This window comes from gamma proteobacterium symbiont of Scutellera amethystina, assembly GCF_059730845.1.
The window spans coordinates 402,534-427,677 of the sequence record NZ_AP035935.1; the positions used below are offsets into that span (position 1 = coordinate 402,534).

Here is a 25,144-nt window from a genome sequence, read left to right on the forward strand (position 1 = left end):
CTCTCAAATGCTTGCAGTCCGCAGCGTTGTAAAACGCCTGTGGGTTGTGAGGTTAAGCGACTAAGCGTACACGGTGGATGCCCTGGCAGTCAGAGGCGATGAAGGACGTGCTAATCTGCGAAAAGCGACGGTAAGGTGATATGAACCGCTACAGCCGTCGATGTCCGAATGGGGAAACCCGGTGCACTCTGTGCATCATCGTTTGATGAATACATAGTCAAACGAGGCGAACCGGGGGAACTGAAACATCTAAGTACCCCGAGGAAAAGAAATCAACCGAGATTCCCCCAGTAGCGGCGAGCGAACGGGGAGCAGCCCAGGACCTGAATCAGCTTGTGCATCAGTGGAAGCGTCTGGAAAGTCGCGCGATACCGGGTGACAGCCCCGTACACGAAGATGCATGAGCTGTGAGTCCGACGAGTAGGGCGGGACACGTGGTATCCTGTCTGAACATGGGGGGACCATCCTCCAAGGCTAAATACTCCTGACTGACCGATAGTGAACCAGTACCGTGAGGGAAAGGCGAAAAGAACCCCGGCGAGGGGAGTGAAACAGAACCTGAAACCGTGTACGTACAAGCAGTGGGAGCACCTTCGGGTGTGACTGCGTACCTTTTGTATAATGGGTCAGCGACTTATATTCTGTAGCAAGGTTAACCGCATAGGGGAGCCGAAGGGAAACCGAGTCTTAACCGGGCGTTAAGTTGCAGGGTATAGACCCGAAACCCGGTGATCTAGCCATGGGCAGGTTGAAGGTTGGGTAACACTAACTGGAGGACCGAACCGACTAATGTTGAAAAATTAGCGGATGACTTGTGGCTGGGGGTGAAAGGCCAATCAAACCGGGAGATAGCTGGTTCTCCCCGAAAGCTATTTAGGTAGCGCCTCGTGAACTCATCTCCGGGGGTAGAGCACTGTTTCGGCTAGGGGGCCATCCCGGCTTACCAACCCGATGCAAACTGCGAATACCGGAGAATGTTATCACGGGAGACACACGGCGGGTGCTAACGTCCGTCGTGAAGAGGGAAACAACCCAGACCGCCAGCTAAGGTCCCAAAGTCATGGTTAAGTGGGAAACGATGTGGGAAGGCACAGACAGCCAGGATGTTGGCTTAGAAGCAGCCATCATTTAAAGAAAGCGTAATAGCTCACTGGTCGAGTCGGCCTGCGCGGAAGATGTAACGGGGCTAAACCATGCACCGAAGCTGCGGCAGCGACACTATGTGTTGTTGGGTAGGGGAGCGTTCTGTAAGCCGCTGAAGGTGTGCTGTGAGGCATGCTGGAGGTATCAGAAGTGCGAATGCTGACATAAGTAACGATAAAGCGGGTGAAAAGCCCGCTCGCCGGAAGACCAAGGGTTCCTGTCCAACGTTAATCGGGGCAGGGTGAGTCGACCCCTAAGGCGAGGCTGAAAAGCGTAGTCGATGGGAAACAGGTTAATATTCCTGTACTTGGTGTTACTGCGAAGGGGGGACGGAGAAGGCTAGGTTATCCGGGCGACGGTTGTCCCGGTTTAAGCGTGCAGGTGTGAAGACCAGGCAAATCCGGTCTTCTTTAACACTGAGGCGTGATGACGAGCCGCCACGGCGGTGAAGTAACTGATGCCCTGCTTCCAGGAAAAGCCTCTAAGCTCCAGGTAACACGAAATCGTACCCCAAACCGACACAGGTGGTCAGGTAGAGAATACCAAGGCGCTTGAGAGAACTCGGGTGAAGGAACTAGGCAAAATGGTGCCGTAACTTCGGGAGAAGGCACGCTGGCGCGTAGGTGAAGGGACTTGCTCCCGGAGCCGAGGCCAGTCGAAGATACCAGCTGGCTGCAACTGTTTATTAAAAACACAGCACTGTGCAAACACGAAAGTGGACGTATACGGTGTGACGCCTGCCCGGTGCCGGAAGGTTAATTGATGGGGTTATCCGCAAGGAGAAGCTCTTGATCGAAGCCCCGGTAAACGGCGGCCGTAACTATAACGGTCCTAAGGTAGCGAAATTCCTTGTCGGGTAAGTTCCGACCTGCACGAATGGCGTAATGATGGCCAGGCTGTCTCCACCCGAGACTCAGTGAAATTGAAATCGCTGTGAAGATGCAGTGTACCCGCGGCAAGACGGAAAGACCCCGTGAACCTTTACTATAGCTTGACACTGAACATTGAGCCTTGATGTGTAGGATAGGTGGGAGGCTTTGAAGCGCGGACGCCAGTCTGCGTGGAGCCAACCTTGAAATACCACCCTTTAATGTTTGATGTTCTAACGTAGGCCCGTGATCCGGGCTGCGGACAGTGTCTGGTGGGTAGTTTGACTGGGGCGGTCTCCTCCCAAAGCGTAACGGAGGAGCACGAAGGTTGGCTAATCCTGGTCGGACATCAGGAGGTTAGTGCAATGGCATAAGCCAGCTTGACTGCGAGAGTGACGGCTCGAGCAGGTGCGAAAGCAGGTCATAGTGATCCGGTGGTTCTGAATGGAAGGGCCATCGCTCAACGGATAAAAGGTACTCCGGGGATAACAGGCTGATACCGCCCAAGAGTTCATATCGACGGCGGTGTTTGGCACCTCGATGTCGGCTCATCACATCCTGGGGCTGAAGTAGGTCCCAAGGGTACGGCTGTTCGCCGTTTAAAGTGGTACGCGAGCTGGGTTTAGAACGTCGTGAGACAGTTCGGTCCCTATCTGCCGTGGGCGCTGGAGAATTGAGGGGGGTTGCTCCTAGTACGAGAGGACCGGAGTGAACGCACCGCTGGTGTTCGGGTTGTCATGCCAATGGCACTGCCCGGTAGCTAAGTGCGGAAGAGATAAGTGCTGAAAGCATCTAAGCACGAAACTTGCCCCGAGATGAGTTCTCCCTGACCCTTTAAGGGTCCTGAAGGGACGTTGAAGACGACGACGTTGATAGGCCGGGTGTGTAAGCGCAGCGATGCGTTGAGCTAACCGGTACTAATGACCCGTGAGGCTTAACCTTACAACGCCAGAGGCGTTTTGGTCCGAGAGACCGAAAGAATTTTCAGCTTTGTTCACCGGATTACGTCCAGTGGATTTTGTGCTGTGACAGGGCGGCACGCGAGACGACGTGAAGGAGCATACACGAGTATGTGACTGAGCGGCGCGAGCGGGGCAACGCAGTCAGAGCGCGAAAGACGCGGACGAAAACAGAATTTGCCTGGCGGCAACAGCGCGGTGGTCCCACCTGACCCCATGCCGAACTCAGAAGTGAAACGCCGTAGCGCCGATGGTAGTGTGGGGCCTCCCCATGCGAGAGTAGGGAACTGCCAGGCATCAAATTTAGTGTGCTGATATGGCTCAGTTGGTAGAGCGCACCCTTGGTAAGGGTGAGGTCCCCAGTTCGACTCTGGGTATCAGCACCAGTTATGGCATGAGTTCGGTTTAAAAGAATTTGCCTGGCGGCAACAGCGCGGTGGTCCCACCTGACCCCATGCCGAACTCAGAAGTGAAACGCCGTAGCGCCGATGGTAGTGTGGGGTCTCCCCATGCGAGAGTAGGGAACTGCCAGGCATCAAACACGAAAGCCCTGAACATCTGTTCAGGGCTTTTTTGTTTTCCGCGATGACCTTTATCTCAATAAAAACGCTCAATAAAATCCACAGGCATAAAAAAAGCCCCTGCCATGCTGGCAAGGGCTGAATGATGCGGCTAATCGGGTTCGCTTAGTGGATAACCTGCGACAGAAACGCCCGGGTCCGCTCGGATTTCGGATTCGCAAAGAACTCTTCCGGCGGCGCCATCTCCACGATTTCACCGCGATCCATGAAGATCACCCGATCGGCAACCGTACGCGCAAAGCCCATCTCATGCGTCACACACAGCATCGTCATCCCGTCTTCCGCCAGACCGATCATGGTATCCAGCACCTCTTTAACCATCTCAGGATCGAGCGCGGAGGTGGGTTCATCGAATAACATAATCTTCGGCTTCATACACAGCGAACGGGCGATGGCCACACGCTGCTGCTGCCCGCCAGAGAGCTGCCCGGGAAACTTATGGGCATGCTCAGCAATGCGCACGCGCTGCAGATAGTGCATCGCCAGCTCTTCGGCCTCTTTCTTTGGCATCTTGCGTACCCACATCGGTGCCAGCGTGCAGTTCTGCAGAACGGTCAGATGCGGGAAGAGATTGAAGTGCTGAAATACCATGCCGACTTCAGTGCGCACGCGTTCAATATTGCGCACATCATCATTCAGGTGGATGCCGTCTACGACAATCCGTCCCTGCTGATGCTCTTCCAGATGGTTGATGCAGCGAATGGTGGTAGATTTACCGGAACCCGAAGGGCCGCACAGCACGATACGCTCGCGCGGTTTCACCTGCAGGTTGATATCTTTCAGTACGTGGAATTGCCCGTACCATTTATTCACGTTTTCGAGCGTAATCATCATGGCGTTGGCCGCCGTTGTCATAGTTTGTGTCATGTAAAACCTCAGTGCGATTTACGCCCGGTGTGAAAGCGCTTTTCCAGATACTGGCTATAGCGCGACATGCTAAAACAGAAAATCCAGTAAACCAGTGCAGCGAAGACATAGCCTTCGGTCGACATACCCAGCCATGTAGGGTCGACGGTTGCCTGCTGCACGCTACTGAACAGATCGAACAGGCCGATGATGATCACCAGGCTGGTATCTTTAAACAGCGCGATGATGGTGTTCACCAGACCGGGAATGGTCAGCTTGAGCGCCTGCGGTAAAATCACCAGCGCCTGGGTTTTCCAGTAGCCGAGCGCCAGCGACTCTGCCGCTTCGTACTGGCCTTTAGGCAGGGCCTGCAGCCCGCCACGTACCACTTCGGCGACATACGCCGACTGGAACAGGATCACGCCAACCAGCGCACGCACCAGTTTGTCTATCGTGGTGCCTTCCGCCATAAACAGCGGCAGCATCACTGAAGACATGAACAGCACGGTAATCAGCGGTACGCCACGCCAGAACTCAATGAAAATCACTGACAGGGTGCGCACCACCGGCATTTTAGAGCGACGGCCCAGCGCCAGCAGAATGCCGAGCGGCAGCGCCCCGGCAATGCCGACAGATGCGATAATCAGCGTCAGCGTCAGGCCGCCCCACTGGCGCGTTTCCACTCGGTCCAGCCCGAAATAGCCGCCATACAGCAGCAGCCAGACGACGACCGGATAGAGCACCGCCCAGCAGGCGATATAGCGGCCGCGGCGCGGCATGGATTTGATAAACATCGGCACAATCGACAGCAGGCCAATCACCAGCGCCAGATTGATGCGCCAGCGCAGCTCATGCGGATAGAGCCCGTACATGAACTGGCCAAAGCGCGCGTGGATAAAGACCCAGCAGGCGCCCGCTTTCGTACAGTCCGCACGGGTTTCGCCAATCCAGTTAGCCTGGAAGATCAACCAGTTCAACGCCGGCGGGATAACGCTCCAGATAATCCACAGGCTGAGTAACGTGAGCAGCGTATTCAGCCAGCTGGAGAACAGGTTTTTACGCGCCCAGAGCCAGGCTTTACCCAGCGGATTGCCCGACACCGGCGGCGTTTCGTGTGTGGTCACAGACATAATGGTTCCGTTCTCTTAACGCTCAACCAGCGCAATTTTGCGGTTATAGAGGTTCATCAGCAGCGAAATGATCAGGCTGATAATCAGGTAAACCGCCATGGTGATGGCAATGGTTTCAATTGCCTGGCCGGTCTGATTCAGTACGGTGCCGGCAAACAGCGACACCATATCCGGATAGCCAATTGCGGCGGCCAGCGAGGAGTTTTTCACGATGTTAAGGTACTGGCTGGTGAGCGGCGGGATAATCACGCGCATCGCCTGCGGAATGATCACCTGACGCAGCGTAACCGGGTTGGGCAGCCCGAGCGAACGTGCCGCTTCGCTCTGACCATGTGGTACTGACTGAATCCCGGCGCGAATCACCTCAGCAATAAAGGAAGAGGTGTAGATCGACAGTGCCAGCGTCAGCGCTGCCAGTTCCGGAATCATGGCAAAGCCGCCGCGGAAGTTGAAGCCGCGCAGCTCGGGCACATCCCAGTGCGTGGCGGCACCAAACAGCGTATGGGCGATCAGTGGCAGCAGCACAATTAAACCGGCCGCAGCGGGCCAGGTGCGGCGCAGCTGACCGGTTTTCAGCTGATGCTTGCGGTTGAAGCGGAACAGCGCGGCGCTGGCGGCGATGGCAATCGCCAGCGCGATCAGGAATGGCCAAGTGCCGGGCGCATACTCCGGCCACGGTATATACAGACCGCGGTTGCTGACAAAAGCCAGATCGAACGCGTTCAGCGCCTGACGCGGGCCCGGCAGATTGCGCAGCACGGCAAAGTACCAGAAGAAGATTTGCAGCAGCGGCGGGATATTACGGAACGTCTCGATATAAATGGTCGACAGCTTGCGCAGCAGCCAGTTATCCGACAGGCGCGCCAGACCGATGGCGAAGCCGAGGATGGAGGCGAAGACAATACAGAGCGCGGAGACCAGCAGGGTGTTGGTTAACCCGACCATAAACACGCGCGCGTAGGTATCACCTTCGCTGTAATCGATCAGATGCTGGACGATGCCGAAACCGGCGTTGCGCTCAAGAAAGCCAAAGCCGGAGGTGATACCGCGATTGGCAAGGTTGATCACCGTGTTGTGGATCAGATAACCCACCACAGCAAACACCGCCACAATCGCGACAATCTGGTAAAGCCAGGCGCGAACCGTAGGATTACCGAACGAAAAATCCCTTTTCACGGTTGGGCGTTGCGACATGTTAAAACCTCAGTGAAGAATACGCGTGGGCACCGCAGGATGCGGTGCCCGACTGGCAGGAGACAATTAACGCACTGGTGGAGCGTACTGGATGCCGCCCTGGTTCCAGAGCGCATTCTGGCCACGTGCAATTTTCAGCGCGCTGTCTTTACCAACGTTACGATCGAACACTTCCTGATAGTTGCCAACCTGCTTGATGATGTTGTACGCCCACTTGTTATCGAGCTTCAGGTCTTTACCGAAATCACCCTCTGCGCCCAGCAGGTGTGCCATATCTGGCGTGGTTGGCTTCGCCGCCATCTCATCAACGTTCTTCGAGCTGATGCCCATCTCTTCCGCATTCAGCATGGCGAACAGCGACCATTTCACGATGGTGAACCAGTCATCATCACCGCGACGCACGACCGGGCCCAGCGGCTCTTTTGAAATCACTTCTGGCAGTACGATAAAGTCATCCGGCTTGCCCAGCTTGATGCGCAGCGCATATAGCTGTGACTGGTCAGAAGAGAGGGTATCGCAGCGGCCGCTATCCAGCGCTTTAGCAGACTCATCAGAGCGGTCGAAGGTGACCGGCGTGTACTGCATTTTGTTAGCTTTAAAGTAGTCGGCCACGTTCAGCTCGGTATCAGTACCGGCCTGGATACACACGGTGGCACCATCCAGCTCTTTGGCGCTTTTCAGACCGGCTTTCTTATGGGTCAGGAAGCCGATGCCGTCATAGTAGTTTACGCCGGCGAACAGGAAGCCCATGCCGCCATCGCGTGATGAGGTCCAGGTGGTGTTACGCGACAGGATATCCACCTCGCCTGACTGCAGCGCAGTGAAGCGCTCTTTGGCGGTCAGCGGAGTGTATTTTACTTTGCTGGCATCGCCGAAGACCGCAGCAGCAGCAGCGCGACACACGTCAACATCGATACCGGTGAATTTGCCGCTGGCGTCAGCGTAGGAGAACCCTGGCAGACCATCGCTGATACCGCACTGTATAAACCCTTTCTTCTTAATGGCGTCCAGCGTGGTGCCTGCGTGCGCCTGCTGGGTCACGGCGAACAGCGAGGCGGCAGCAATCAGGGTGGAAAGCATCATCTTTTTCATAAAGCATCCTGTGTGGCGAGATCGTGTGTTGTTATGTTTGCGCGCACTTTACTGTGCGCTTATTTCTTTCTATGGCGTTTAGCCATCCACGACACTGCAAAGCTGATGCCAGGTTTGCAGAATCCTGAATTCACTGGAAAGATCTTTTAATAAACGGACGTATCCGGAAAGTTGTCGCTACTATCGCGCACCAAAAGGCAGCATGACGAGTCGCCACGATCACAAATAGTGCAAAAAGTTTCACTATATGGAAGCAGTGTGAGCTAACGCTCATGAACAGGTGTACGGCAAAGTGGAATTACCGCTGAAGCGGTTCAGGATCACAAACAAAGCGGGCTGAGGGGCGATCGGAAGGATTTTTTCTGCGCAAAAACAGGGCAGGGCAGCGGCCCTGAGAGAGATGAGCTATCACGCCGGCAATTGCAACTATCGTTACCATTTTGACGATAATCGTTTCACGCGGTGTTAACAGGCGGGAAATACAAACAAAAACGCCAGCCCAAAGGCTGGCGTTATCGCAGCAAGGAACCAGAACGCTTAGTTCATGCCGTATTTTTTCAGCTTCTTACGCAGCGTACCGCGGTTGATGCCCATCATCAGGGCAGCGCGGGTCTGGTTGCCACGGGTATACTGCATCACCATGTCCAACAGAGGCTGCTCGACTTCAGCCAGTACCAGCTCATACAGGTCACTTACATCCTGACCGTTCAGTTGAGCAAAATAGTTCTTCAGTGCCTGTTTAACCGAATCACGCAGAGGCTTTTGCGTCACCTGATCCTGTGAGTTAACGGTAGAAACGGTCAGTACGTCAGAATTTACGCGTTGTTCGAACATAGTTCTTTCAGCTCTTTATTTCGTTTACGCAAGATTTTCGAAGTATGCCTCCAACGCCTCCAGCTGTTCGCTGGCATCCTCTATGGCGTTGAATGTGCGCCGAAACTGGTCGTCAGGGGCACTTTCCTGCAAATACCAGGAAACGTGTTTTCGGGCAATACGGTATCCCTTGCGCTGACCGTAAAAGTCGTGCAGCTCCCGTATGTGTCCAATCAGCATATGCTTCACTTCAGCCAGCGGCTTCGGTGCCAGCAGCTCCCCTGTGTCCAGATAATGCTGGATTTCCCGGAAGATCCACGGTCTTCCCTGAGCAGCGCGTCCCACCATCAGAGCATCGGCTCCGGTGTAGTCGAGCACTGCCCTGGCTTTATGCGGGTCAGTAATGTCACCATTCGCGATAATCGGAATAGCGACGCTCTGCTTAACTGTCCGAATGCTGTCGTATTCAGCTTGCCCTTCAAACAAACAGGCGCGCGTGCGGCCATGGATGGTCAGGGCCTGAATACCACAGCGTTCAGCCAATTGGGCAATCTCTACACAATTACGATTTTCTTTATCCCAGCCAGTGCGAATCTTCAGCGTAACCGGTACATCGACTGCGTTCACCACCGCACGGAGGATTGATTCCACCAGCTGCGGATGCTGCAGCAGCGCTGAACCTGCCATCTTACGATTCACTTTTTTAGCCGGGCAGCCCATGTTGATGTCGATAACCTGTGCACCGGACGCAACATTAATGCGCGCGGCGGCGGCCATCTCATCGGGATCGCAACCCGCAATTTGCACGGCGCGAATACCGGGCTCGTCACTATGCACCATACGCAAACGTGATTTGTCACTGGCCCAGACTTCCGGGTTCGATGACAGCATCTCGGAGACAGTCATACCGGCGCCGTTGTCATAACACAGGGTGCGAAATGGCTTGTCGGATACTCCGGCCATAGGCGCAGCGATGAGTCGATTACGTAGCTGGTGATGTCCAATGCGCATGAAAAAGAAGTGACCCTAACTGTTCGCAAGGCGGCGTATATTACGCATTTTTTCCGGAAGATGAAAGGCCAAACTTTGAACAATTCGCCGTTTAAGATCAGGGAAATGGGGCTTAGCAGCGGGGTATTGATCATTACTTGTTTAAATTCAGTGCATTACAAAAATACGCTGAAATTGTGAGCAAAAGTTTTTCCAAAAATATGCGCTGAATCACAACATAAAAACCGCCACTTCCGCGAATCGGCAAGAGAAATGGCGGTGATTTGATTGAAAAGTGAACGGTTTATTTACGTTTAGTGAGTATTTCGTTACTCAACCACCAGCCGGCCATTGAGCGGCTGCACCGGGCGGCTGTTACCGTGTTCACCCAGCACCGCGCTGAAGGCCTGCAGCTGCTGTGCGGAAGCCGTTACCGGTTGCTTCATCACCAGCCAGCGCACGCCTTCACTGCACGGTGGCGTGGTGAGTGAACCGCTGAAGCGGTAGTAACGGCGATCGGCGGGCAGCAGTGGCGTAATATCGACATCCTGCTGCAGCGTGGCCGGCTGATTGACCTGCGCCGGCAGCGTATCCAGCAGCGTCGTCAGTACCGGATTTGCCGCACCGGCTTCGAACATCACCCCGATGACCGCCAGCTGCTGCTGCTCGTCACTGAATACAAAGTGGCCCTCAAGCGGATAGCGTTTGCCGTCGATCAGGTTTTCGCTCGGGGTATGGAAGTGGAACTGCTTCAGCGTGAAGGTCTCGCCGTCCAGCGTCAGCGTATCACCCTGCTGCAGGTTGATCTGCACGGTGTGGCCGTTGTTAACAATGGCGGCCTGGCGCGCCTGCAGTTCCAGCGTCAGCGCCGGCAGACTGGCATGCAGCGCCTGGCGAATATCAATCGGCGACTGATTCACGCCCTGCTTGCAGACGTGAAAATCAGGGGACAGGTCGCCCCACTGCTGTGGCTGAGCATAATCCCAGGCGGCAGCCTGAACGTGAGCAAAAGGCGCTGCTGCCAGCAGCAGAGCGATCAGTGTGTGTTTGCTTTTCATCATCATTTATTCACTAAGCGATATATCAATGTTATGTGCCGCGCACGGCACGGTTAACAGGGATAGCGCTATCGCCTGGTGCAGCAGTCTACTGATTTCAATGTAAAGAAACGGCAGGAAAACGGGGCTGGCGGGGATTTGAGACAGGTCTCAGGCGGGGGAAATCGGGCCAGCAGTTGCTGGCCCATGCGTCGGTTAGCGGCGCACGCCAGTGATGCGACACCACTCTTCTTTTTCCGCCACGGCGTCCAGCGCAAAGCGCTCCGCATAGGCTTCACACACGCTTTCCGCCTGGCTGGCCAGCACGCCGGACAGACCGAGATGGCCGCCGGCTTTCGGCAGCACGCCAATCAGCGGCGCCAGTTCGCGCAGCGGACCGGCGAGGATATTGGCGACCACCACATCCGCCTGCAGGTTTTCCGGCTGCTGGTGCGGCAGATACAGCGACAGGCGGTCGGCCACGCCGTTGCGCTCGGCGTTATCGCGGCTGGCCTGGATCGCCTGCGGATCGATATCAATGCCGATCGCCTGAGCTGCGCCGAGTTTCAGCGCGGCGATGGCCAGAATGCCGGAGCCACAGCCGAAATCGATCACCGTTTTGCCCTGCAGATCGAGACCATCCAGCCAGCTCAGACACAGCGACGTGGTAGGATGGGTGCCGGTACCAAAGGCCAGACCGGGATCTAGCATCACGTTGACCGCATCCGGATCCGGCACGTCGCGCCAGCTTGGGCAGATCCACAGGCGTTCACCGAAGCGCATCGGGTGGAAGTTATCCATCCATTCGCGCTCCCAGTCTTTATCCTCGATCTGTTCGATCTTATGGCGGAAACCCGATCCCAGCAGCGGATGCTGGCTCAGTTCAGCCACTACGTCGTCCATGGCGGTTTCCGCGTCGAACAGGCCAGTCACATCGGTATCGCCCCACAGCCGGGTTTCACCGGGCAGCGGCTCATACACCGGGTTGTCGTGCGTGTCCTGAAAGGTGACCGACACCGCACCGGCGTCCATCAGCGCATCACTGAGGGTTTCGGCGTGCTCGCCGGTGCTGTTAATTTTGATTTGAATCCATGGCATAGCGTTTCTCTTTTATTCCAGGGCAGCATCGCGTGCGTCAGGCGCGCTGCCGAACAGATTACCCACCAGGAAGGCCAGCAGGCTTAATGTCAAAGATGGCACGATAGGGTGAAAGCCCCACAGTTCGATTTTCAGGCTGGCAAGCAGCGTATAACATCCGGCTCCCACCAGCATGCCACTGATGGCACCCGCCGCATTGGCGCGCTCCCAGTACAGTCCCAGCACCAGCGGCCACAGAAAGACCGCTTCAAGGCCACCGAACGCCAGCAGGTTGAGCCAGATAATCATATCTGGCGGATTCCAGGCCGCCAGCAGCAGCAGCAGGCCGAGCACAAAGGTGATGGTGCCGGAGAGCAGCCGCAAACGCGCCTCGTTCTCGCTGTGCTGCGGCGCGATACGCAGGTAAAGATCTTTGATCAGCGTAGCGGACGATTGCAGCAGCTGCGCGTTAATCGTCGACATGATCGCCGCCATTGGCGCCGCGAGGAACACGCCAGCCGCCATCGGTGGCAGCACGGTGATCATCAGCGTCGGGATCACGCGATCCGGAATCGCCAGATCCGGCAGTACCGCGCGACCGAGTGCGCCGGCCAGATGCATGCCGAGCATCAGTATCACTACCACGATAGTGCCAAGGATAATTCCACGGTGCAGCGCTTTGCTGTCTTTGTAGGAAATACAGCGCACGGCGGTATGCGGCAGCCCAATCACGCCAAAGCACACCAGCACGGCAAACGAGCTGAGGAAGGTCGGATTGATGACGTTGCCGACGCCTTCCGGTGACACCAGCTGCGGATCGATGCTGCGCAGTTTGGTGACCGCCGTTGCCAGGCCGCCTGCCTGGTGGATGACGGCAAACAGCAGCAGGAAGGTGCCAATCAGCATCACCAGCCCTTGCATGGCATCGTTAAGTACGCTGGCACGAAAGCCGCCAAACGCGGTATACAGCGCGATGGTGCCGCCAAAAATCAGCAGGCCGGTGTCATAAGGAATACCGGCGGCGGTTTCCAGCAGGCGTGCGCCGCCGATAAACTGCACCGTCATGGCACCAATAAACGCCACCAGCAGGCTGATACTGGCCAGCCAGATAAGCAGCGGGCTGCGGTAGCGGCCATACAGCATGTCGTTGAGCGTCACCGCGTTGTAGCGTCGCGCCAGAATCGCGAATTTTTTGCCCAGCACGCCGAGCGACAGCCAGACCGCCGGCACCTGGATCATCGCCAGCAGTACCCAGCCCAGGCCGTATTTATACGCCGCGCCCGGCCCGCCAATAAATGAGCTGGCGCTGATGTAAGTGGTGGTGATGGTCATCGCCAGCACAAAGCCACCCATTGAGCGACTACCGAGGAAATATTCGGTGAGAAAGTTGCCCTGACGCTGCTTGCGCATGGCAAATACTGACAGCCCGGCGATTACCACCAGATAGGCCAGCAGCGGCAGAATGATTTCAGTTTCCATTGTGGTCCTCCAGAGACATATCGCGGAACACCACGCGCACCATCAGCCAGCACAGGCCGATGAACAGCACGGGCGCGAACACGCAGGAGAACTCAAACCAGCGCGGTAAGCCGGTGATACCGCTTTGTGTGCCGCCGAGCCAGGCGGACACGCCCCAGACGGCGAGGTACGCCAGCGTCAGGTACAGCGACCAGCGCGCCTCTTTGTTAGCTTGCAAAAAACGCCCATCCATCATGCAACCTCAAAGGCAACAAAAATGAAAAAGGCCGGTTTAACCGGCCTCTGCATTGCTCTGCGCTGCGCTTACTTCTCGTGCAGGCCGAGTTTTTTCTCCAGATAGTGGATGTTAGTACCACCCTGCTGGAAGTTTTCGTCGGTCATGATGCGCATCTGCAGATCGACGTTGGTCTTGATGCCGTCGATGATCAGTTCCGCCAGCGCATTTTTCATGCGCGCGATAGCCACGTCACGGTTTTCGCCGTAGGTGATCAGCTTACCAATCATTGAGTCGTAATACGGCGGCACGCTGTAGCCGGCATAGATGTGCGATTCCCAGCGCACGCCAAAACCGCCTGGCGCGTGGAAACGGGTGATCTTGCCCGGGCTCGGCAGGAAGGTGTTTGGGTCTTCGGCGTTGATACGGCACTCGACCGCATGACCGCGCACCACCACATCTTCCTGTTTGATTGACAGCGGCTGACCGGCAGCAATACGCAGCTGCTCTTTGATCAGGTCGACGCCAGTGATCATCTCGGTGACCGGATGTTCCACCTGAATACGGGTGTTCATCTCGATGAAGTAGAACTCACCGTTTTCATACAGGAACTCGAAGGTACCGGCACCGCGATAGCCGATCTCCACGCAGGCGTTAGAGCAGCGCTCGCCGATGTAGCGACGCAGTTCCGGCGTGATGCCGGGTGCTGGTGCTTCTTCGACCACTTTCTGGTGGCGGCGCTGCATGGAGCAGTCACGTTCGGCCAGATAGATGGCGTTGCCCTGACCGTCGGCCAGAACCTGAATCTCGATGTGGCGTGGATTCTCGAGGAATTTCTCCATGTACACCATGTCGTTGTTGAAAGCCGCTTTGGCTTCCGCTTTCGTCATGTTGATGGACTGCTCAAGATCCTTGTCGCTGCGCACAACGCGCATACCACGACCGCCGCCGCCGCCAGAGGCTTTGATGATCACCGGATAGCCGATGCGCTTAGCGATGGCACGGTTTTTCTCCATGTCGTCGGTCAGCGAACCGTCAGAGCCTGGTACGGTCGGTACGCCGGCTTTTTTCATCGCGTTGATCGCTGACACTTTGTCGCCCATCAGGCGAATGGTGTCGGCTTTCGGACCGATGAAGATAAAGCCAGAGCGCTCAACCTGCTCGGCGAAATCGGCGTTCTCAGAAAGGAAGCCGTAGCCCGGGTGGATCGCAACCGCGCCGGTGATTTCGGCGGCGGAGATCAGCGCCGGGATATTAAGATAACTTTTGACCGACTGCGCCGGGCCGATGCAGACGGTTTCGTCCGCCAGCAGCACGTGCTTCAGGTCGCGGTCTGCCGTGGAGTGTACCGCCACAGTCTTGATGCCCAGTTCTTTACAGGCACGCAGAATGCGCAGCGCAATCTCACCACGGTTAGCAATGACAATTTTATCCAGCATGCTTCGCCTCGTTATTCGATGACGACCAGCGGCTCGTCGAATTCAACCGGCTGGCCGCTTTCCACCAGGATCGCCTTCACAACGCCGGATTTATCGGCTTCGATCTGGTTCATCATTTTCATCGCTTCAACGATGCACAGGGTGTCGCCAGCGTTCACTTTCTGACCCACTTCCACAAACGCTTTGGCGTCCGGGCTTGGGGTGCGATAGAAGGTACCGACCATCGGCGAACGCACGATGTGGCCGCTGACTTCAGGTTTAGCCGCTTCTGCAGCGACAGGCGCAGCAGCAGGTGCAACCGCAGCAGCCAGCGCAGGCTGTGGAGCCGGAACAGCATAAGCCTGCTGCATCATGGGGTAACCGACATTGGCAGGTGAACGGCTGATGCGAACTGACTCTTCGCCTTCAGAGATTTCCAGCTCAGCGATGCCGGACTCTTCAACCAGTTCGATCAGTTTCTTAATTTTACGAATATCCATGAGTGTGGTTCCGTACTCTGTTTAATTGGAATGTGACAGGCGTTTTACGGCCGTTTGTAAAGCCCACGAGTAGCCGTCGGCGCCCAGTCCGCAGATGACGCCGGCAGATACATCGGAAAGATAGGAGTGATGTCGGAACGGTTCGCGTGCATGCACATTTGAGAGATGCACCTCAATAAAAGGAATGCTAACCGCCAACAGCGCATCGCGCAGGGCAACGCTGGTGTGCGTAAACGCAGCCGGGTTGATGATGATGTAATCGACGTTGCCGCGGGCTTCGTGAATACGATCAATCAGCTGGTATTCCGCATTCGATTGCAAATGACTCAATTTCACATGGTGCTGGTCGGCCTGTTGCGTCAGATCGCTGACAATCTGCGCCAGCGTGGTGTGACCATACTTGTCAGGCTCGCGCGTTCCCAACAGGTTCAGGTTGGGTCCGTTTAACAGCAGTATGTGAAATTTATGCGCCATCTTGCGGCTATCTCCTGCAATCAGTGAGGCATCGCGTAAAATACCGCGACATCCTTCATTTGTCACTCTTCAGAGTGAAAAAGAAGACTTCGCTTGCAATAAAGCCGGGCATTATATCCGTTTCGAGGCAATTCGCAGCAAAATACTGGTCTTATCTGCGAAGTTGATCCGGCGAGGCCCGAAGGCCACACCTTTTAACAGATCTCGCAGCAGGAAAACAACCTTGCGGGGATTATCGGCGCAGAAGTTTACGCAACTTATTGTAACGCCAGCCTAACAGCGCCAGCGCCAGCAGGGCATAAATCCACGGCTGCGGTGACAGCACTTTCACTGACCAAAGATAGTGGACAGGCGCGAGGATCGCGACCAGATAGATGCCGTTGTGCAGCGTTTGCCAGCGGCGTCCCAGTTTGCGCTGGGCGCGCTGAAAAGAGGTGATGGCGAGAGCAAACAGAATAATCCAGCTGATCATGCCCAGTAACAAATAGGGGCGCGAGACAATCTCACTGCCGAGTAATCGCAGATGATCGTAACCCAGTTCCAGCAGATAGTAGCTGGTGAGATGCAGACAGGCCCAGGCAAAGCACCACAGGCCGAGCAGCCGGCGGGTACGAATCAGCAGCGGCTGCTTCAGATAACGCGTCAGCGGGCTCACCAGCAGCGTCGCCAGCAGCAGCTTCAGCGCCATGCGGCCGGTAAAATGCTGGATATCTTTCGCCGGATCGGCGCTCAGCCAGCCCTGATTTGCCGCCAGAAACAGGTACACCAGCGGCAGAAACGCCGCCAGATGGAGCACCACTTTCAGCAGCGTAACGTGGCGTAATGTCAGGCGCACTCAGTAGTTCTCCCGTAAATCGAGACCGCGATACAGCGAGGCCACCTCTTTAGCATAACCGTTGAACAGCAGCGTCGGCTGGCGTTCCACCTTGAGAATGCCGCCCGCACCGATAAAGCGCTCAGTCGCCTGCGACCAGCGCGGGTGGTTGACGTGCGGATTCACGTTAGCGTAGAAGCCATACTCGTTGGCGGCGATCTGGCTCCAGGTGGTGGGCGGACGATTGTGCGTCAGGGTAATTTTGACGATCGACTTAATCCCTTTGAAGCCATATTTCCACGGCACCGTCAGGCGAATCGGCGCGCCGTTTTGCGGCGGCAGCGCTTTGCCGTAAACGCCGGTGCTGAGCAGCGTCAGCGGATGCATCGCTTCGTCCAGCCGCAAGCCTTCAACATAGGGATAATCCAGTCCGCCGCCGATAAAGCGGTCCTTTTGCCCCGGCATCTGATCGGGCGCGTATAGCGTCTGGAAGGCGACATAGCGGGCATTGCTGGTGGGTTCAGCCAGCTTAAGCAGCTTGTTGAGTTCAAAGCCTACCCAGGGAATCACCATCGACCAGGCTTCAACGCAGCGCATGCGATAGATACGCTGCTCCATGGCGAAACGTTTGAAGATGTCGTCCATATCCAGCGTCATCGGCTTCGCCACTTCGCCCTCAATGCGCAATTGCCACGGGTCGGTTTTCAGCGTGCCGGCATTGGCTGCAGGATCGGCTTTGTCGAGACCAAATTCGTAGAAGTTGTTGTAGCCAGCGACTTTATCAAACGGCGTCAGCGGCAGGTCCGCCTGCCACTGGGCGGGTTTACTGAACTGCAGATCGCGTCCGGCAGGCGCCGGCGGCCTGTCATTGCCCTTAAACCAGCTCAGCACATCGGCCTGTGCGCCGCCGGGCAGGCTGGCCGCGGCAGCGCCAAGCCCCAGCGCTTTCAGCACCTGGCGGCGGCGCAGATTAAAAATGCTTTCCGGCGTAACATCGGCTTCGGTAAGGATGTGCGTGCGCTTCATGGCGTTCTCCGGCAAATCGATTAACTGTAGCTAGCATGATCAAACGCTGCCCGGCGCGCCACTTTCGCTGGCAAAATGTGAAATTTCCTGGCCGGTGCGTTCTGTTGAGAATAGGACGAAAAAGCCGCCCCGGAAGCCAGCGCTTCACACTTTGACGTTATACTCGCGCCGCAGGGTGGCGAAACCGGCGCCGGTCGGGCGCTGATTTGGATCGGTAATTGTGATAATTTGCTCAGGTTTGCACCAGCGCGGCTGGCGCGAACCGTTGGCTGGCGTTCATAAACCGCAGTGATACAGGCACAGGGATGCGATTAACAACCAAGTTTTCTGCGTTTATTACCTTATTAAGCTTACTGGCGATGTTACTGATGCTGGTAGGCTGCGCTTTTAGTTTTATCTGGCTGTCGCAGCAGCGCGTAGAGAACCGTGTGCAGACGCTGGCGACGGAAGTCGATAAAGCGCTGGCCAGCCAGTCACCGCAGGAACTGACGCAGTGGCTGACGCGCCTGATGCCCGTCATCAATGCCGAACAGCTGGAACTGCATCACGATGATACCGTGCTGTTCCGCCTCGCGCGCCATGAAAATCCGATGCTGGAAGACGAGCCCAACCGTTTCATTCAACTGGATATGCCGCTGGTGCACGCGCCGGGCATGGCGCTGCGCGTGGTGGTGCTCGATCCCGCCAAAACCTGGTTCCGCTCGTTCACCGGTGCCTATACGCTGATTATCCTGCTGACGGTGGTGGCGATCATGTCGGCGCTGCTGGTGATGACGCACCGCTGGCTTAACCGCCGCTGGCAGCATATGGAGCGGCTGGAGGCGCGCGCGGAGCGCATCCTGGCTGGCGAGCGCGCGCCGCGCAGCGATACCATCGCCGAATGGCCGCCGAAAGCCAGCCGCGCTATCGATCTGCTGCTGGGGGATTTACAGGAAGCCGGCGAGCAGCGTCTGCGTATCGACACCTTAATCCGCACCTTTGCCGCGCAGGATTCGCGCACCGGCCTGAATAATCGCCTGTTTTTCGATAACCAGCTGGCCACGTTGCTGGAAGACCAGGAAGACGTTGGCACGCACGGTGTGGTGATGATGGTGCGGCTGCCGGACCTCGACACCCTGCATGAAACCCTCGGACCGACGCTGGTCGATGAATACCTGTTCGACCTGGTGAACATGCTCTCCACCTTCGTGCTGCGCTATCCGGGTGCGCTGCTGGCGCGCTATTTCCGCAGCGACTTTGCCGTACTGCTGCCGCACCGCACTTTGAAAGAGGCCAACAGCATTGCCGACCAGCTGATCAACGCGGTGGATTCACTGCCGCCGATGCGCATGGTGGATCGTGATGACCTAATCCACATTGGCATCAGCGCCTGGCGCAGCGGCGAGTCGGTGTCGCAGGTGATGGAGAATGTCGAACTGGCCACGCGCCGGGCGGCGCTGCAGGGCGGCAACAACTGGTCGGTAGGCGAGGGCAATACGCTGGAGATGGGGCGCGGCAGCGTGCGCTGGCGCACCCTGCTGGAAAACACCGTAAACCGCGGCGGCCCGCGTCTGTACCAGAAACCGGCGGTGCTGCTGGACGGCAAAGTGCATCACCGTGAAATGCTGGCGCGCGTGTTCGACGGCGATAAAGAGGTGGTGTCGGCAGAGTTCATGCCGCTGGTGCTGCAGCTTGGCATGGCCGACAGCTGGGATCGTCAGCTGGTCATGCGTATTGCGGCGCTGTCGGAGGTCTGGCCGGATGAAACGCTGGCGCTGCCGGTGAATATCGATTCGCTGCTGCAACGGCCGTTCCAGCGCTGGCTGCAAAAATTGCTGCTGCAGTGCAGTAAATCGCAAAGAAAACGATTTTTATTTGAACTTGCTGAGGCGGATGTTTGTCAACACATCAATCGTTTAGTGCCGGTTTTCCGTATGCTGACCGCGTTTGGCTGTCGGATTGCGGTAGATCAGGCCGGATTAACGGTAGTGAGTAGCGCTTACATCAAGCAGTTCCCGATTGAGCTGATCAAGCTCGACCCGGGTCTGATTCGCAACATTGAGCGCCGTACAGAAAATCAGCTGTTCGTGCAAAGTTTGCTGGAAGTGTGTAAATCCACGCCCACCAAAGTCTTTGCCGCCGGTGTACGCACGCGCGCGGAGTGGCAAACGCTGGCCGGGCTGGGCGTCGCGGGCGGCCAGGGCGACTTTTTTGCTCCTTCGCTGCCGGTGAACAGTAACGTGAAGAAACACTCGCAACGTTACCGGATTTAGCGCGTCAGCCACAGATACGGCAGCAGGCGGCTATTTTTCGCCTTTATGCCGTGCGCAGCCGGCGCGATCGGCGGCGGGAAATGTTAGATTTTATGTCGGAATTCACCCGCGACCGGCGGGTGAATTTGCGTTTAGAGCGGCAGCTTAGCGCCGTTTAACGCCGGTGTCGGACGGCAGCACCGCCGCGAAAAATTATTCAGCCTGGTTTTTCACCGAAGCAGAACGTTTTTGCGCCTTGTAGCGGCTTCGCGTGGTTGGTAAAGTAGGCGGATTTTATTTTCCGCCCCCAGCTTGCAGGATTATCCCTTAGTATGTTTAAAAAATTTCGTGGCATGTTTTCCAATGACTTGTCCATTGACCTGGGTACCGCGAATACCCTGATTTACGTAAAAGGACAAGGCATCGTGCTGAACGAGCCTTCTGTGGTTGCCATTCGTCAGGATCGCGCCGGCTCCCCAAAGAGCGTAGCGGCTGTTGGTCATGATGCAAAGCAGATGCTTGGCCGTACGCCGGGTAACATCGCAGCTATCCGTCCGATGAAAGATGGCGTTATCGCCGACTTCTTCGTGACTGAAAAAATGCTCCAGCACTTCATCAAGCAAGTGCACAGCAACAGCTTTATGCGCCCCAGCCCACGCGTGCTGGTGTGCGTGCCGGTCGGTGCGACCCAGGTTGAGCGCCGTGCCATCCGCGAATCGGCGCAGGGCGCCGGTGCCCGTGAAGTGTTCCTGATTGAAGAACCCATGGCCGCGGCAATCGGCGCGGGTCTGCCAGTGTCAGAAGCGACCGGCTCGATGGTGGTGGATATCGGTGGCGGTACGACCGAAGTCGCGGTTATCTCCCTGAACGGCGTGGTTTACTCTTCTTCTGTGCGTATTGGTGGCGATCGCTTCGATGAAGCTATCATTAACTACGTGCGCCGTAATTACGGCTCGCTGATTGGTGAAGCCACCGCTGAGCGTATCAAGCATGAGATCGGTTCTGCTTATCCGGGTGACGAAGTGCGCGAGATCGAAGTGCGCGGCCGTAACCTGGCTGAGGGCGTGCCGCGTGGCTTTACGCTGAACTCGAATGAAATCCTGGAAGCGCTGCAGGAGCCACTGACCGGTATCGTCAGTGCCGTGATGGTCGCGCTGGAGCAGTGCCCGCCGGAGCTGGCTTCTGACATCTCCGAGCGCGGTATGGTGTTGACCGGTGGCGGCGCGCTGCTGCGTAACCTGGATCGTCTGCTGATGGAAGAGACCGGTATTCCGGTGGTAGTCGCAGAAGATCCGCTGACCTGCGTAGCGCGCGGCGGCGGTAAAGCACTGGAAATGATCGACATGCATGGCGGCGATTTGTTCAGCGAGGAGTAATTCCTCTCCGGCTGAGACCGTGGTCAAATTGCGCAGGGAATAGCGACGATACCCAAAATCAGCACAACGGCAGGACGATGGCCATCGCATGCCGCACGGCAGCCTCAGCAGCAGGCACCGGGCAGCAGCGGCACAACATCGTCACTGCGGTTTGCAGGATGCGGGGTAACTGGCGACGCTGCGCACGACGGCGTATAGCGTCCAGCCCTGGAGGCGTGAGTGCTGACACTCACGCTTCTTCCCTGATGTCGAGGAATTCGCAGAATTTATGAAGCCGATTTTTAGCAGGGGACCTTCCCTGCAGTTGCGCCTGTTTCTGGCCGTGATTGTGGCTATCGCGATTATTGTCGCCGATAGCCGGATCAGCACGTTCTCCCAGATCCGCAACTACCTGGACACGTCGGTCAGTCCATTTTATTTCCTGGCCAACGGGCCACGACAGCTTCTTGACGGCGTTTCCGAAACGCTGGCCTCGCGCCAGCAGCTGGAGCTGGAAAATAAAGCGCTGCGCCGTGAGCTCTTCCTGAAAAACAGTGACCTGCTGATGCTGGGGCAATACAAGCAGGAAAACGCGCGTCTGCGCGAGCTGCTCGGCTCGCCGCTGCGTCAGGATGAGCACAAAATGGTGACCCAGGTGATCTCCACCGGCACCGATCCTTACACCGATCAGGTGATCATCGATAAAGGCAGCGTCAACGGCGTGTATGAAGGCCAGCCGGTGATCAGCGATAAAGGCGTGGTCGGCCAGGTGGTGGCGGTAGGGCAGATGACCAGCCGCGTGCTGCTGATTTGCGATGCCTCGCACGCCCTGCCGATTCAGGTGCTGCGTAACGATATTCGCGTCATCGCCGCCGGTAACGGCTGCAGCGAAGATCTGCAGCTGGAGCATCTGCCGGGCAATACGGATATTCGCGTCGGTGATGTGCTGGTGACGTCAGGCCTGGGCGGACGCTTCCCGGAAGGCTATCCGGTCGGCGTGGTGTCGTCAGTGAAAGTGGATACGCAGCGTGCCTATACCGTGATTCAGGCGCGTCCGACCGCCGGTCTGCAGCGTCTGCGCTACCTGCTGCTGCTGTGGGGTGCGGATAAGAACGGCGACATGCCGATGGCACCGGATGAAGTGCATCGCGTGGCCAACGAGCGCCTGATGCAGATGATGCCGCAGGTGCTGCCGCCCGCGGGCGAAATGGGGCCGCCGGCACCCGCCATGATGCAGCAAAATCAGCAGATGGGGCCGCCACAGCCCGCCGCCAGCAGCCGTTCGCAGGGTAATCCGGCGAACTCGCGCGGAGGCCAGCCTTGAGTCGATATCGCAGCCAGGGGCGTTGGGTGATCTGGCTGTCCTTCCTTGTTGCGCTTATCCTGCAAATCATGCCGTGGCCGGATCAGATTTACATGTTCCGGCCATCGTGGCTATTGCTGATCCTGATCTACTGGGTGCTGGCGCTGCCGCACCGGGTTAATGTGGGCACCGGCTTTTTCCTCGGCGCCATTATGGATCTGGTCGCCGGCTCAACGCTGGGCGTGCGTGCGCTGGCGTTCAGCATTATCGCCTATCTGGTGGCCTTTAAATTTCAGCTATTCCGTAATCTGGCGTTGTGGCAGCAGGCATTAATGGTTATGGTGCTGTCGCTGGCGGTTGATGTGATTGTTTTCTGGGCAGAATTTCTGGTCATCAACGTCTCCTTCCGCCCGGAAATCTTCTGGAGTAGCGTGGTCGACGGTATCCTGTGGCCCTGGCTATTCTTACTGATGAGAAAGATTCGCCGTCAGTTTGCTGTGCAATAAGGAATACAATGATAACCCTCTACCTGGCTTCCGGCTCACCGCGTCGGCGCGAGCTGTTAACGCAGCTTGGCCTGCAGTTTGAGCGCCTGATTACCGATGTTGAAGAGCAGCGTCAGCCGGGCGAAGCGGCGGAGTCTTATGTGCGGCGTCTGGCCAGCGATAAGGCGCGGGCCGGCGTGCAGATAGCACCGCAGGATCTGCCGGTGCTGGGCGCTGACACCATCGTGGTGCTAAATGGCGAAGTGCTGGAGAAACCGCGCGATGCGGCGCATGCCGCGCAGATGCTGGGTAAACTGGCCGGGCAAACCCATCAGGTCATGACGGCCGTGGCGCTGGCCGATGCGCAGGGCGAGCTGGATTGCCTGGTGACCACAGACGTGACATTCCGCACTATCACGGCAGAGGAAATTTCGCACTATATCGCCAGCGGCGAGCCGATGGATAAAGCCGGCGCGTACGGAATTCAGGGCCTGGGCGGCAACTTTGTGCGCCGCATCAATGGAAGTTATCACGCCGTAGTGGGATTGCCGCTGGTGGAAACCAGCGAACTGCTGAGCCATTTTCAGTCGCTGCGTGCGTTAAGGGGACAAGATGACGGCTGAACTGCTGGTAAATGTGACACCTTCTGAAACCCGTGTTGCCTATATTGACGGCGGCATTCTGCAGGAAATCCATATTGAGCGCGAAGCGCGGCGCGGTATTGTCGGCAATATCTACAAAGGGCGCGTCAGCCGGGTACTGCCGGGCATGCAGGCGGCGTTTGTCGATATCGGGATGGACAAAGCGGCCTTTCTGCACGCCTCGGACATCATGCCGCACACCGAATGCGTGGCGGGTGATGAGAAGAAGAACTTTATCGTGCGCGATATCGCCGAGCTGGTGCGTCAGGGACAGGATTTAATGGTGCAGGTGGTGAAAGATCCGCTCGGCACCAAAGGCGCCCGTCTCACCACCGATATTACGCTGCCGTCGCGCTACCTGGTCTTTATGCCGGGGGCTTCGCACGTGGGCGTCTCACAGCGCATTGAAAGCGAAGCCGAACGTGAGCGCCTGAAAGCGGTGGTTGCCGCTTACTGTGACGATCTCGGCGGCTTTATTATTCGTACCGCCGCAGAAGGCATTGGCGCAGAAGAGCTGGCGCAGGACGCGGCATTTTTAAAGCGCCTGTGGACCAAAGTCAGCGAGCGTAAGAAGCGCAACCAGACGCGCTGCCTGCTGTACGGCGAGCTGGCGCTGGCGCAGCGCGTGCTGCGCGATTTCGCCGGCGCAGCGCTGGATCGCATCCGCGTCGATTCGCGCCTGACCTGCGATCTGCTGGTGGAATTTACCAGCGAATATATTCCGGAGATGGCCAGCAAGCTGGAGCTGTACAACGGCAAGCAGCCGATTTTCGATCTCTATGACGTGGAGAACGAGATTCAGCGCTCGCTGGAGCGCAAGGTGGAACTGAAATCTGGCGGTTACCTGATTATCGACCAGACCGAAGCGATGACCACGGTGGACATTAACACCGGTGCGTTTGTCGGCCACCGCAACCTCGACGAAACCATTTTTAATACTAATATCGAAGCCACGCAGGCGATTGCGCGCCAGCTGCGGCTGCGTAATCTCGGCGGCATTATCATCATCGACTTTATCGACATGAATAATGACGATCATCGCCGGCGCGTGCTGCACTCGCTGGAGAGCGCGCTGAGCAAAGATCGCGTCAAGACCAGCATCAACGGCTTCTCCGCGCTGGGGCTGGTCGAGATGACGCGCAAACGCACGCGCGAAAGCATTGAGCATGTGCTGTGTGCCGATTGCCCGGTGTGCCAGGGGCGCGGTTCGCTGAAGACGGTGGAGACCGTGTGCTATGAAATCATGCGTGAAATCGTCCGCGTACATCACGCTTACGACTCCGACAGCTTCCTGGTGTACGTGTCGCCCGCAGTGGGTGAAGCGCTGAAAAGCGATGAGTCGCACGCGCTGGCCGAAGTGGAAATTTTTGTCGGCAAGCAGGTCAAAGTACAGGTTGAACCGCTCTACACGCAGGAGCAGTTTGACGTCGTCATGATGTAAGTCGTGAGGTTGAACGCCGTAACCCAACGGAA

At 57.0% G+C, this 25,144-nt stretch carries 21 protein-coding genes, 1 tRNA gene and 3 rRNA genes; 10 read left to right on the plus strand and 15 right to left on the minus strand.

From position 1 onward, the window contains the following. Nucleotides 1-50 precede the first annotated feature (50 nt). The 4 genes from AC6I79_RS01940 (at nucleotide 51) to rrf (AC6I79_RS01955) (ending at nucleotide 3,505) form a co-directional block, all read left to right on the plus strand. A 23S ribosomal RNA gene (locus AC6I79_RS01940) occupies nucleotides 51-2,954 on the plus strand. 197 nt (nucleotides 2,955-3,151) lie between these two features. Continuing rightward, nucleotides 3,152-3,267 (plus strand): 5S ribosomal RNA (rrf, locus tag AC6I79_RS01945). Nucleotides 3,268-3,281: 14 nt separating this feature from the next. Next, nucleotides 3,282-3,357, plus strand: a tRNA-Thr gene (locus AC6I79_RS01950). 32 nt (nucleotides 3,358-3,389) lie between these two features. Then, nucleotides 3,390-3,505 (plus strand): 5S ribosomal RNA (rrf, locus tag AC6I79_RS01955). A 152-nt stretch (nucleotides 3,506-3,657) separates the two neighbouring features. Here rrf (AC6I79_RS01955) and AC6I79_RS01960 read toward each other — a convergent pair. From AC6I79_RS01960 to msrP, 15 genes are all read right to left on the minus strand, one after another. Then, nucleotides 3,658-4,419 carry an amino acid ABC transporter ATP-binding protein gene (locus AC6I79_RS01960; protein WP_058759889.1) on the minus strand — a complete coding sequence of 254 codons (762 nt, stop codon included), beginning with the start codon at nucleotides 4,417-4,419 and terminating at the stop codon, nucleotides 3,658-3,660. An 8-nt stretch (nucleotides 4,420-4,427) separates the two neighbouring features. Next, complete coding sequence (locus AC6I79_RS01965; RefSeq protein WP_058781108.1) at nucleotides 4,428-5,528, minus strand: amino acid ABC transporter permease; 1,101 nt, start codon at nucleotides 5,526-5,528, stop codon at nucleotides 4,428-4,430. Nucleotides 5,529-5,543: 15 nt separating this feature from the next. Beyond that, on the minus strand, nucleotides 5,544-6,722 hold the full coding sequence (locus tag AC6I79_RS01970; RefSeq protein WP_348879857.1) for an amino acid ABC transporter permease: 1,179 nt from the start codon (nucleotides 6,720-6,722) through the stop codon (nucleotides 5,544-5,546). Between the two features lie 66 nt (nucleotides 6,723-6,788). Then, a complete protein-coding gene (locus AC6I79_RS01975; protein WP_058759887.1) occupies nucleotides 6,789-7,814 on the minus strand; it encodes an amino acid ABC transporter substrate-binding protein in 1,026 nt (341 codons plus the stop codon). Between the two features lie 537 nt (nucleotides 7,815-8,351). Continuing rightward, nucleotides 8,352-8,648, minus strand: a complete 297-nt coding sequence (fis, locus tag AC6I79_RS01980) for a DNA-binding transcriptional regulator Fis (RefSeq protein WP_003855228.1) — start codon at nucleotides 8,646-8,648, stop codon at nucleotides 8,352-8,354. 24 nt (nucleotides 8,649-8,672) lie between these two features. Then, complete coding sequence (dusB, locus tag AC6I79_RS01985) at nucleotides 8,673-9,638, minus strand: tRNA dihydrouridine synthase DusB (RefSeq protein ID WP_040679767.1); 966 nt, start codon at nucleotides 9,636-9,638, stop codon at nucleotides 8,673-8,675. A gap of 308 nt (nucleotides 9,639-9,946) precedes the next feature. After that, nucleotides 9,947-10,675: a carbonic anhydrase gene (locus AC6I79_RS01990; RefSeq protein ID WP_031279827.1), complete on the minus strand. Its 729-nt coding sequence runs from the start codon at nucleotides 10,673-10,675 to the stop codon at nucleotides 9,947-9,949. Nucleotides 10,676-10,870: 195 nt separating this feature from the next. After that, nucleotides 10,871-11,752 (minus strand): 50S ribosomal protein L11 methyltransferase, encoded by an 882-nt coding sequence (gene prmA, locus AC6I79_RS01995; protein ID WP_021508161.1) that lies wholly within the window; start codon nucleotides 11,750-11,752, stop codon nucleotides 10,871-10,873. A gap of 12 nt (nucleotides 11,753-11,764) precedes the next feature. Then, nucleotides 11,765-13,210 carry a sodium/pantothenate symporter gene (gene panF, locus AC6I79_RS02000; protein ID WP_059011529.1) on the minus strand — a complete coding sequence of 482 codons (1,446 nt, stop codon included), beginning with the start codon at nucleotides 13,208-13,210 and terminating at the stop codon, nucleotides 11,765-11,767. After that, on the minus strand, nucleotides 13,200-13,442 hold the full coding sequence (locus tag AC6I79_RS02005; protein ID WP_058775720.1) for a YhdT family protein: 243 nt from the start codon (nucleotides 13,440-13,442) through the stop codon (nucleotides 13,200-13,202). The genes panF and AC6I79_RS02005 overlap by 11 nt, the downstream gene beginning before the upstream one ends. A gap of 71 nt (nucleotides 13,443-13,513) precedes the next feature. After that, a complete protein-coding gene (gene accC, locus AC6I79_RS02010; protein WP_021508158.1) occupies nucleotides 13,514-14,863 on the minus strand; it encodes an acetyl-CoA carboxylase biotin carboxylase subunit in 1,350 nt (449 codons plus the stop codon). An 11-nt stretch (nucleotides 14,864-14,874) separates the two neighbouring features. Further along, complete coding sequence (accB, locus tag AC6I79_RS02015) at nucleotides 14,875-15,342, minus strand: acetyl-CoA carboxylase biotin carboxyl carrier protein (RefSeq protein WP_058759883.1); 468 nt, start codon at nucleotides 15,340-15,342, stop codon at nucleotides 14,875-14,877. A gap of 21 nt (nucleotides 15,343-15,363) precedes the next feature. Further along, the gene (gene aroQ, locus AC6I79_RS02020) at nucleotides 15,364-15,816 is read right to left on the minus strand and encodes a type II 3-dehydroquinate dehydratase (protein ID WP_021508156.1); all 453 of its coding nucleotides are present in this window, start codon (nucleotides 15,814-15,816) and stop codon (nucleotides 15,364-15,366) included. A gap of 232 nt (nucleotides 15,817-16,048) precedes the next feature. After that, nucleotides 16,049-16,651, minus strand: coding sequence for a protein-methionine-sulfoxide reductase heme-binding subunit MsrQ (gene msrQ / locus AC6I79_RS02025; RefSeq protein WP_021508155.1), 603 nt, complete (start codon nucleotides 16,649-16,651; stop codon nucleotides 16,049-16,051). Further along, complete coding sequence (gene msrP / locus AC6I79_RS02030; protein WP_159377415.1) at nucleotides 16,652-17,656, minus strand: protein-methionine-sulfoxide reductase catalytic subunit MsrP; 1,005 nt, start codon at nucleotides 17,654-17,656, stop codon at nucleotides 16,652-16,654. Nucleotides 17,657-17,961: 305 nt separating this feature from the next. On the opposite strand from msrP, the gene csrD reads away from it, so the two are divergent. From csrD to rng, 6 genes are all read left to right on the plus strand, one after another. Continuing rightward, nucleotides 17,962-19,908 (plus strand): RNase E specificity factor CsrD, encoded by a 1,947-nt coding sequence (gene csrD / locus AC6I79_RS02035; RefSeq protein ID WP_058771469.1) that lies wholly within the window; start codon nucleotides 17,962-17,964, stop codon nucleotides 19,906-19,908. A gap of 311 nt (nucleotides 19,909-20,219) precedes the next feature. Beyond that, nucleotides 20,220-21,263, plus strand: coding sequence for a rod shape-determining protein MreB (gene mreB, locus AC6I79_RS02040; RefSeq protein WP_003855260.1), 1,044 nt, complete (start codon nucleotides 20,220-20,222; stop codon nucleotides 21,261-21,263). A 268-nt stretch (nucleotides 21,264-21,531) separates the two neighbouring features. Further along, the gene (gene mreC, locus AC6I79_RS02045; RefSeq protein WP_021508152.1) at nucleotides 21,532-22,566 is read left to right on the plus strand and encodes a rod shape-determining protein MreC; all 1,035 of its coding nucleotides are present in this window, start codon (nucleotides 21,532-21,534) and stop codon (nucleotides 22,564-22,566) included. After that, nucleotides 22,563-23,051, plus strand: a complete 489-nt coding sequence (gene mreD / locus AC6I79_RS02050) for a rod shape-determining protein MreD (protein WP_031279826.1) — start codon at nucleotides 22,563-22,565, stop codon at nucleotides 23,049-23,051. Before mreC ends, mreD begins: the two co-directional genes overlap by 4 nt. A gap of 8 nt (nucleotides 23,052-23,059) precedes the next feature. Continuing rightward, complete coding sequence (locus AC6I79_RS02055) at nucleotides 23,060-23,653, plus strand: Maf family protein (protein WP_058775723.1); 594 nt, start codon at nucleotides 23,060-23,062, stop codon at nucleotides 23,651-23,653. Further along, nucleotides 23,643-25,112 (plus strand): ribonuclease G, encoded by a 1,470-nt coding sequence (gene rng / locus AC6I79_RS02060; RefSeq protein ID WP_021508149.1) that lies wholly within the window; start codon nucleotides 23,643-23,645, stop codon nucleotides 25,110-25,112. Before AC6I79_RS02055 ends, rng begins: the two co-directional genes overlap by 11 nt. Nucleotides 25,113-25,144: the final 32 nt, after the last annotated feature.

Bases quoted from the DNA above. Each gene is read 5' to 3' on its own strand.
- AC6I79_RS01960 (WP_058759889.1), bottom strand. From the start codon at position 4,419: ATGACACAAACTATGACAACGGCGGCCAACGCCATGATGATTACGCTC.
- AC6I79_RS01965 (WP_058781108.1), bottom strand. From the start codon at position 5,528: ATGTCTGTGACCACACACGAAACGCCGCCGGTGTCGGGCAATCCGCTG.
- AC6I79_RS01970 (WP_348879857.1), bottom strand. From the start codon at position 6,722: ATGTCGCAACGCCCAACCGTGAAAAGGGATTTTTCGTTCGGTAATCCT.
- AC6I79_RS01975 (WP_058759887.1), bottom strand. From the start codon at position 7,814: ATGAAAAAGATGATGCTTTCCACCCTGATTGCTGCCGCCTCGCTGTTC.
- fis (WP_003855228.1), bottom strand. From the start codon at position 8,648: ATGTTCGAACAACGCGTAAATTCTGACGTACTGACCGTTTCTACCGTT.
- dusB (WP_040679767.1), bottom strand. From the start codon at position 9,638: ATGCGCATTGGACATCACCAGCTACGTAATCGACTCATCGCTGCGCCT.
- AC6I79_RS01990 (WP_031279827.1), bottom strand. From the start codon at position 10,675: ATGAAAAGCAAACACACACTGATCGCTCTGCTGCTGGCAGCAGCGCCT.
- prmA (WP_021508161.1), bottom strand. From the start codon at position 11,752: ATGCCATGGATTCAAATCAAAATTAACAGCACCGGCGAGCACGCCGAA.
- panF (WP_059011529.1), bottom strand. From the start codon at position 13,210: ATGGAAACTGAAATCATTCTGCCGCTGCTGGCCTATCTGGTGGTAATC.
- AC6I79_RS02005 (WP_058775720.1), bottom strand. From the start codon at position 13,442: ATGGATGGGCGTTTTTTGCAAGCTAACAAAGAGGCGCGCTGGTCGCTG.
- accC (WP_021508158.1), bottom strand. From the start codon at position 14,863: ATGCTGGATAAAATTGTCATTGCTAACCGTGGTGAGATTGCGCTGCGC.
- accB (WP_058759883.1), bottom strand. From the start codon at position 15,342: ATGGATATTCGTAAAATTAAGAAACTGATCGAACTGGTTGAAGAGTCC.
- aroQ (WP_021508156.1), bottom strand. From the start codon at position 15,816: ATGGCGCATAAATTTCACATACTGCTGTTAAACGGACCCAACCTGAAC.
- msrP (WP_159377415.1), bottom strand. From the start codon at position 17,656: ATGAAGCGCACGCACATCCTTACCGAAGCCGATGTTACGCCGGAAAGC.
- csrD (WP_058771469.1), top strand. From the start codon at position 17,962: ATGCGATTAACAACCAAGTTTTCTGCGTTTATTACCTTATTAAGCTTA.
- mreB (WP_003855260.1), top strand. From the start codon at position 20,220: ATGTTTAAAAAATTTCGTGGCATGTTTTCCAATGACTTGTCCATTGAC.
- mreC (WP_021508152.1), top strand. From the start codon at position 21,532: ATGAAGCCGATTTTTAGCAGGGGACCTTCCCTGCAGTTGCGCCTGTTT.
- AC6I79_RS02055 (WP_058775723.1), top strand. From the start codon at position 23,060: ATGATAACCCTCTACCTGGCTTCCGGCTCACCGCGTCGGCGCGAGCTG.
- rng (WP_021508149.1), top strand. From the start codon at position 23,643: ATGACGGCTGAACTGCTGGTAAATGTGACACCTTCTGAAACCCGTGTT.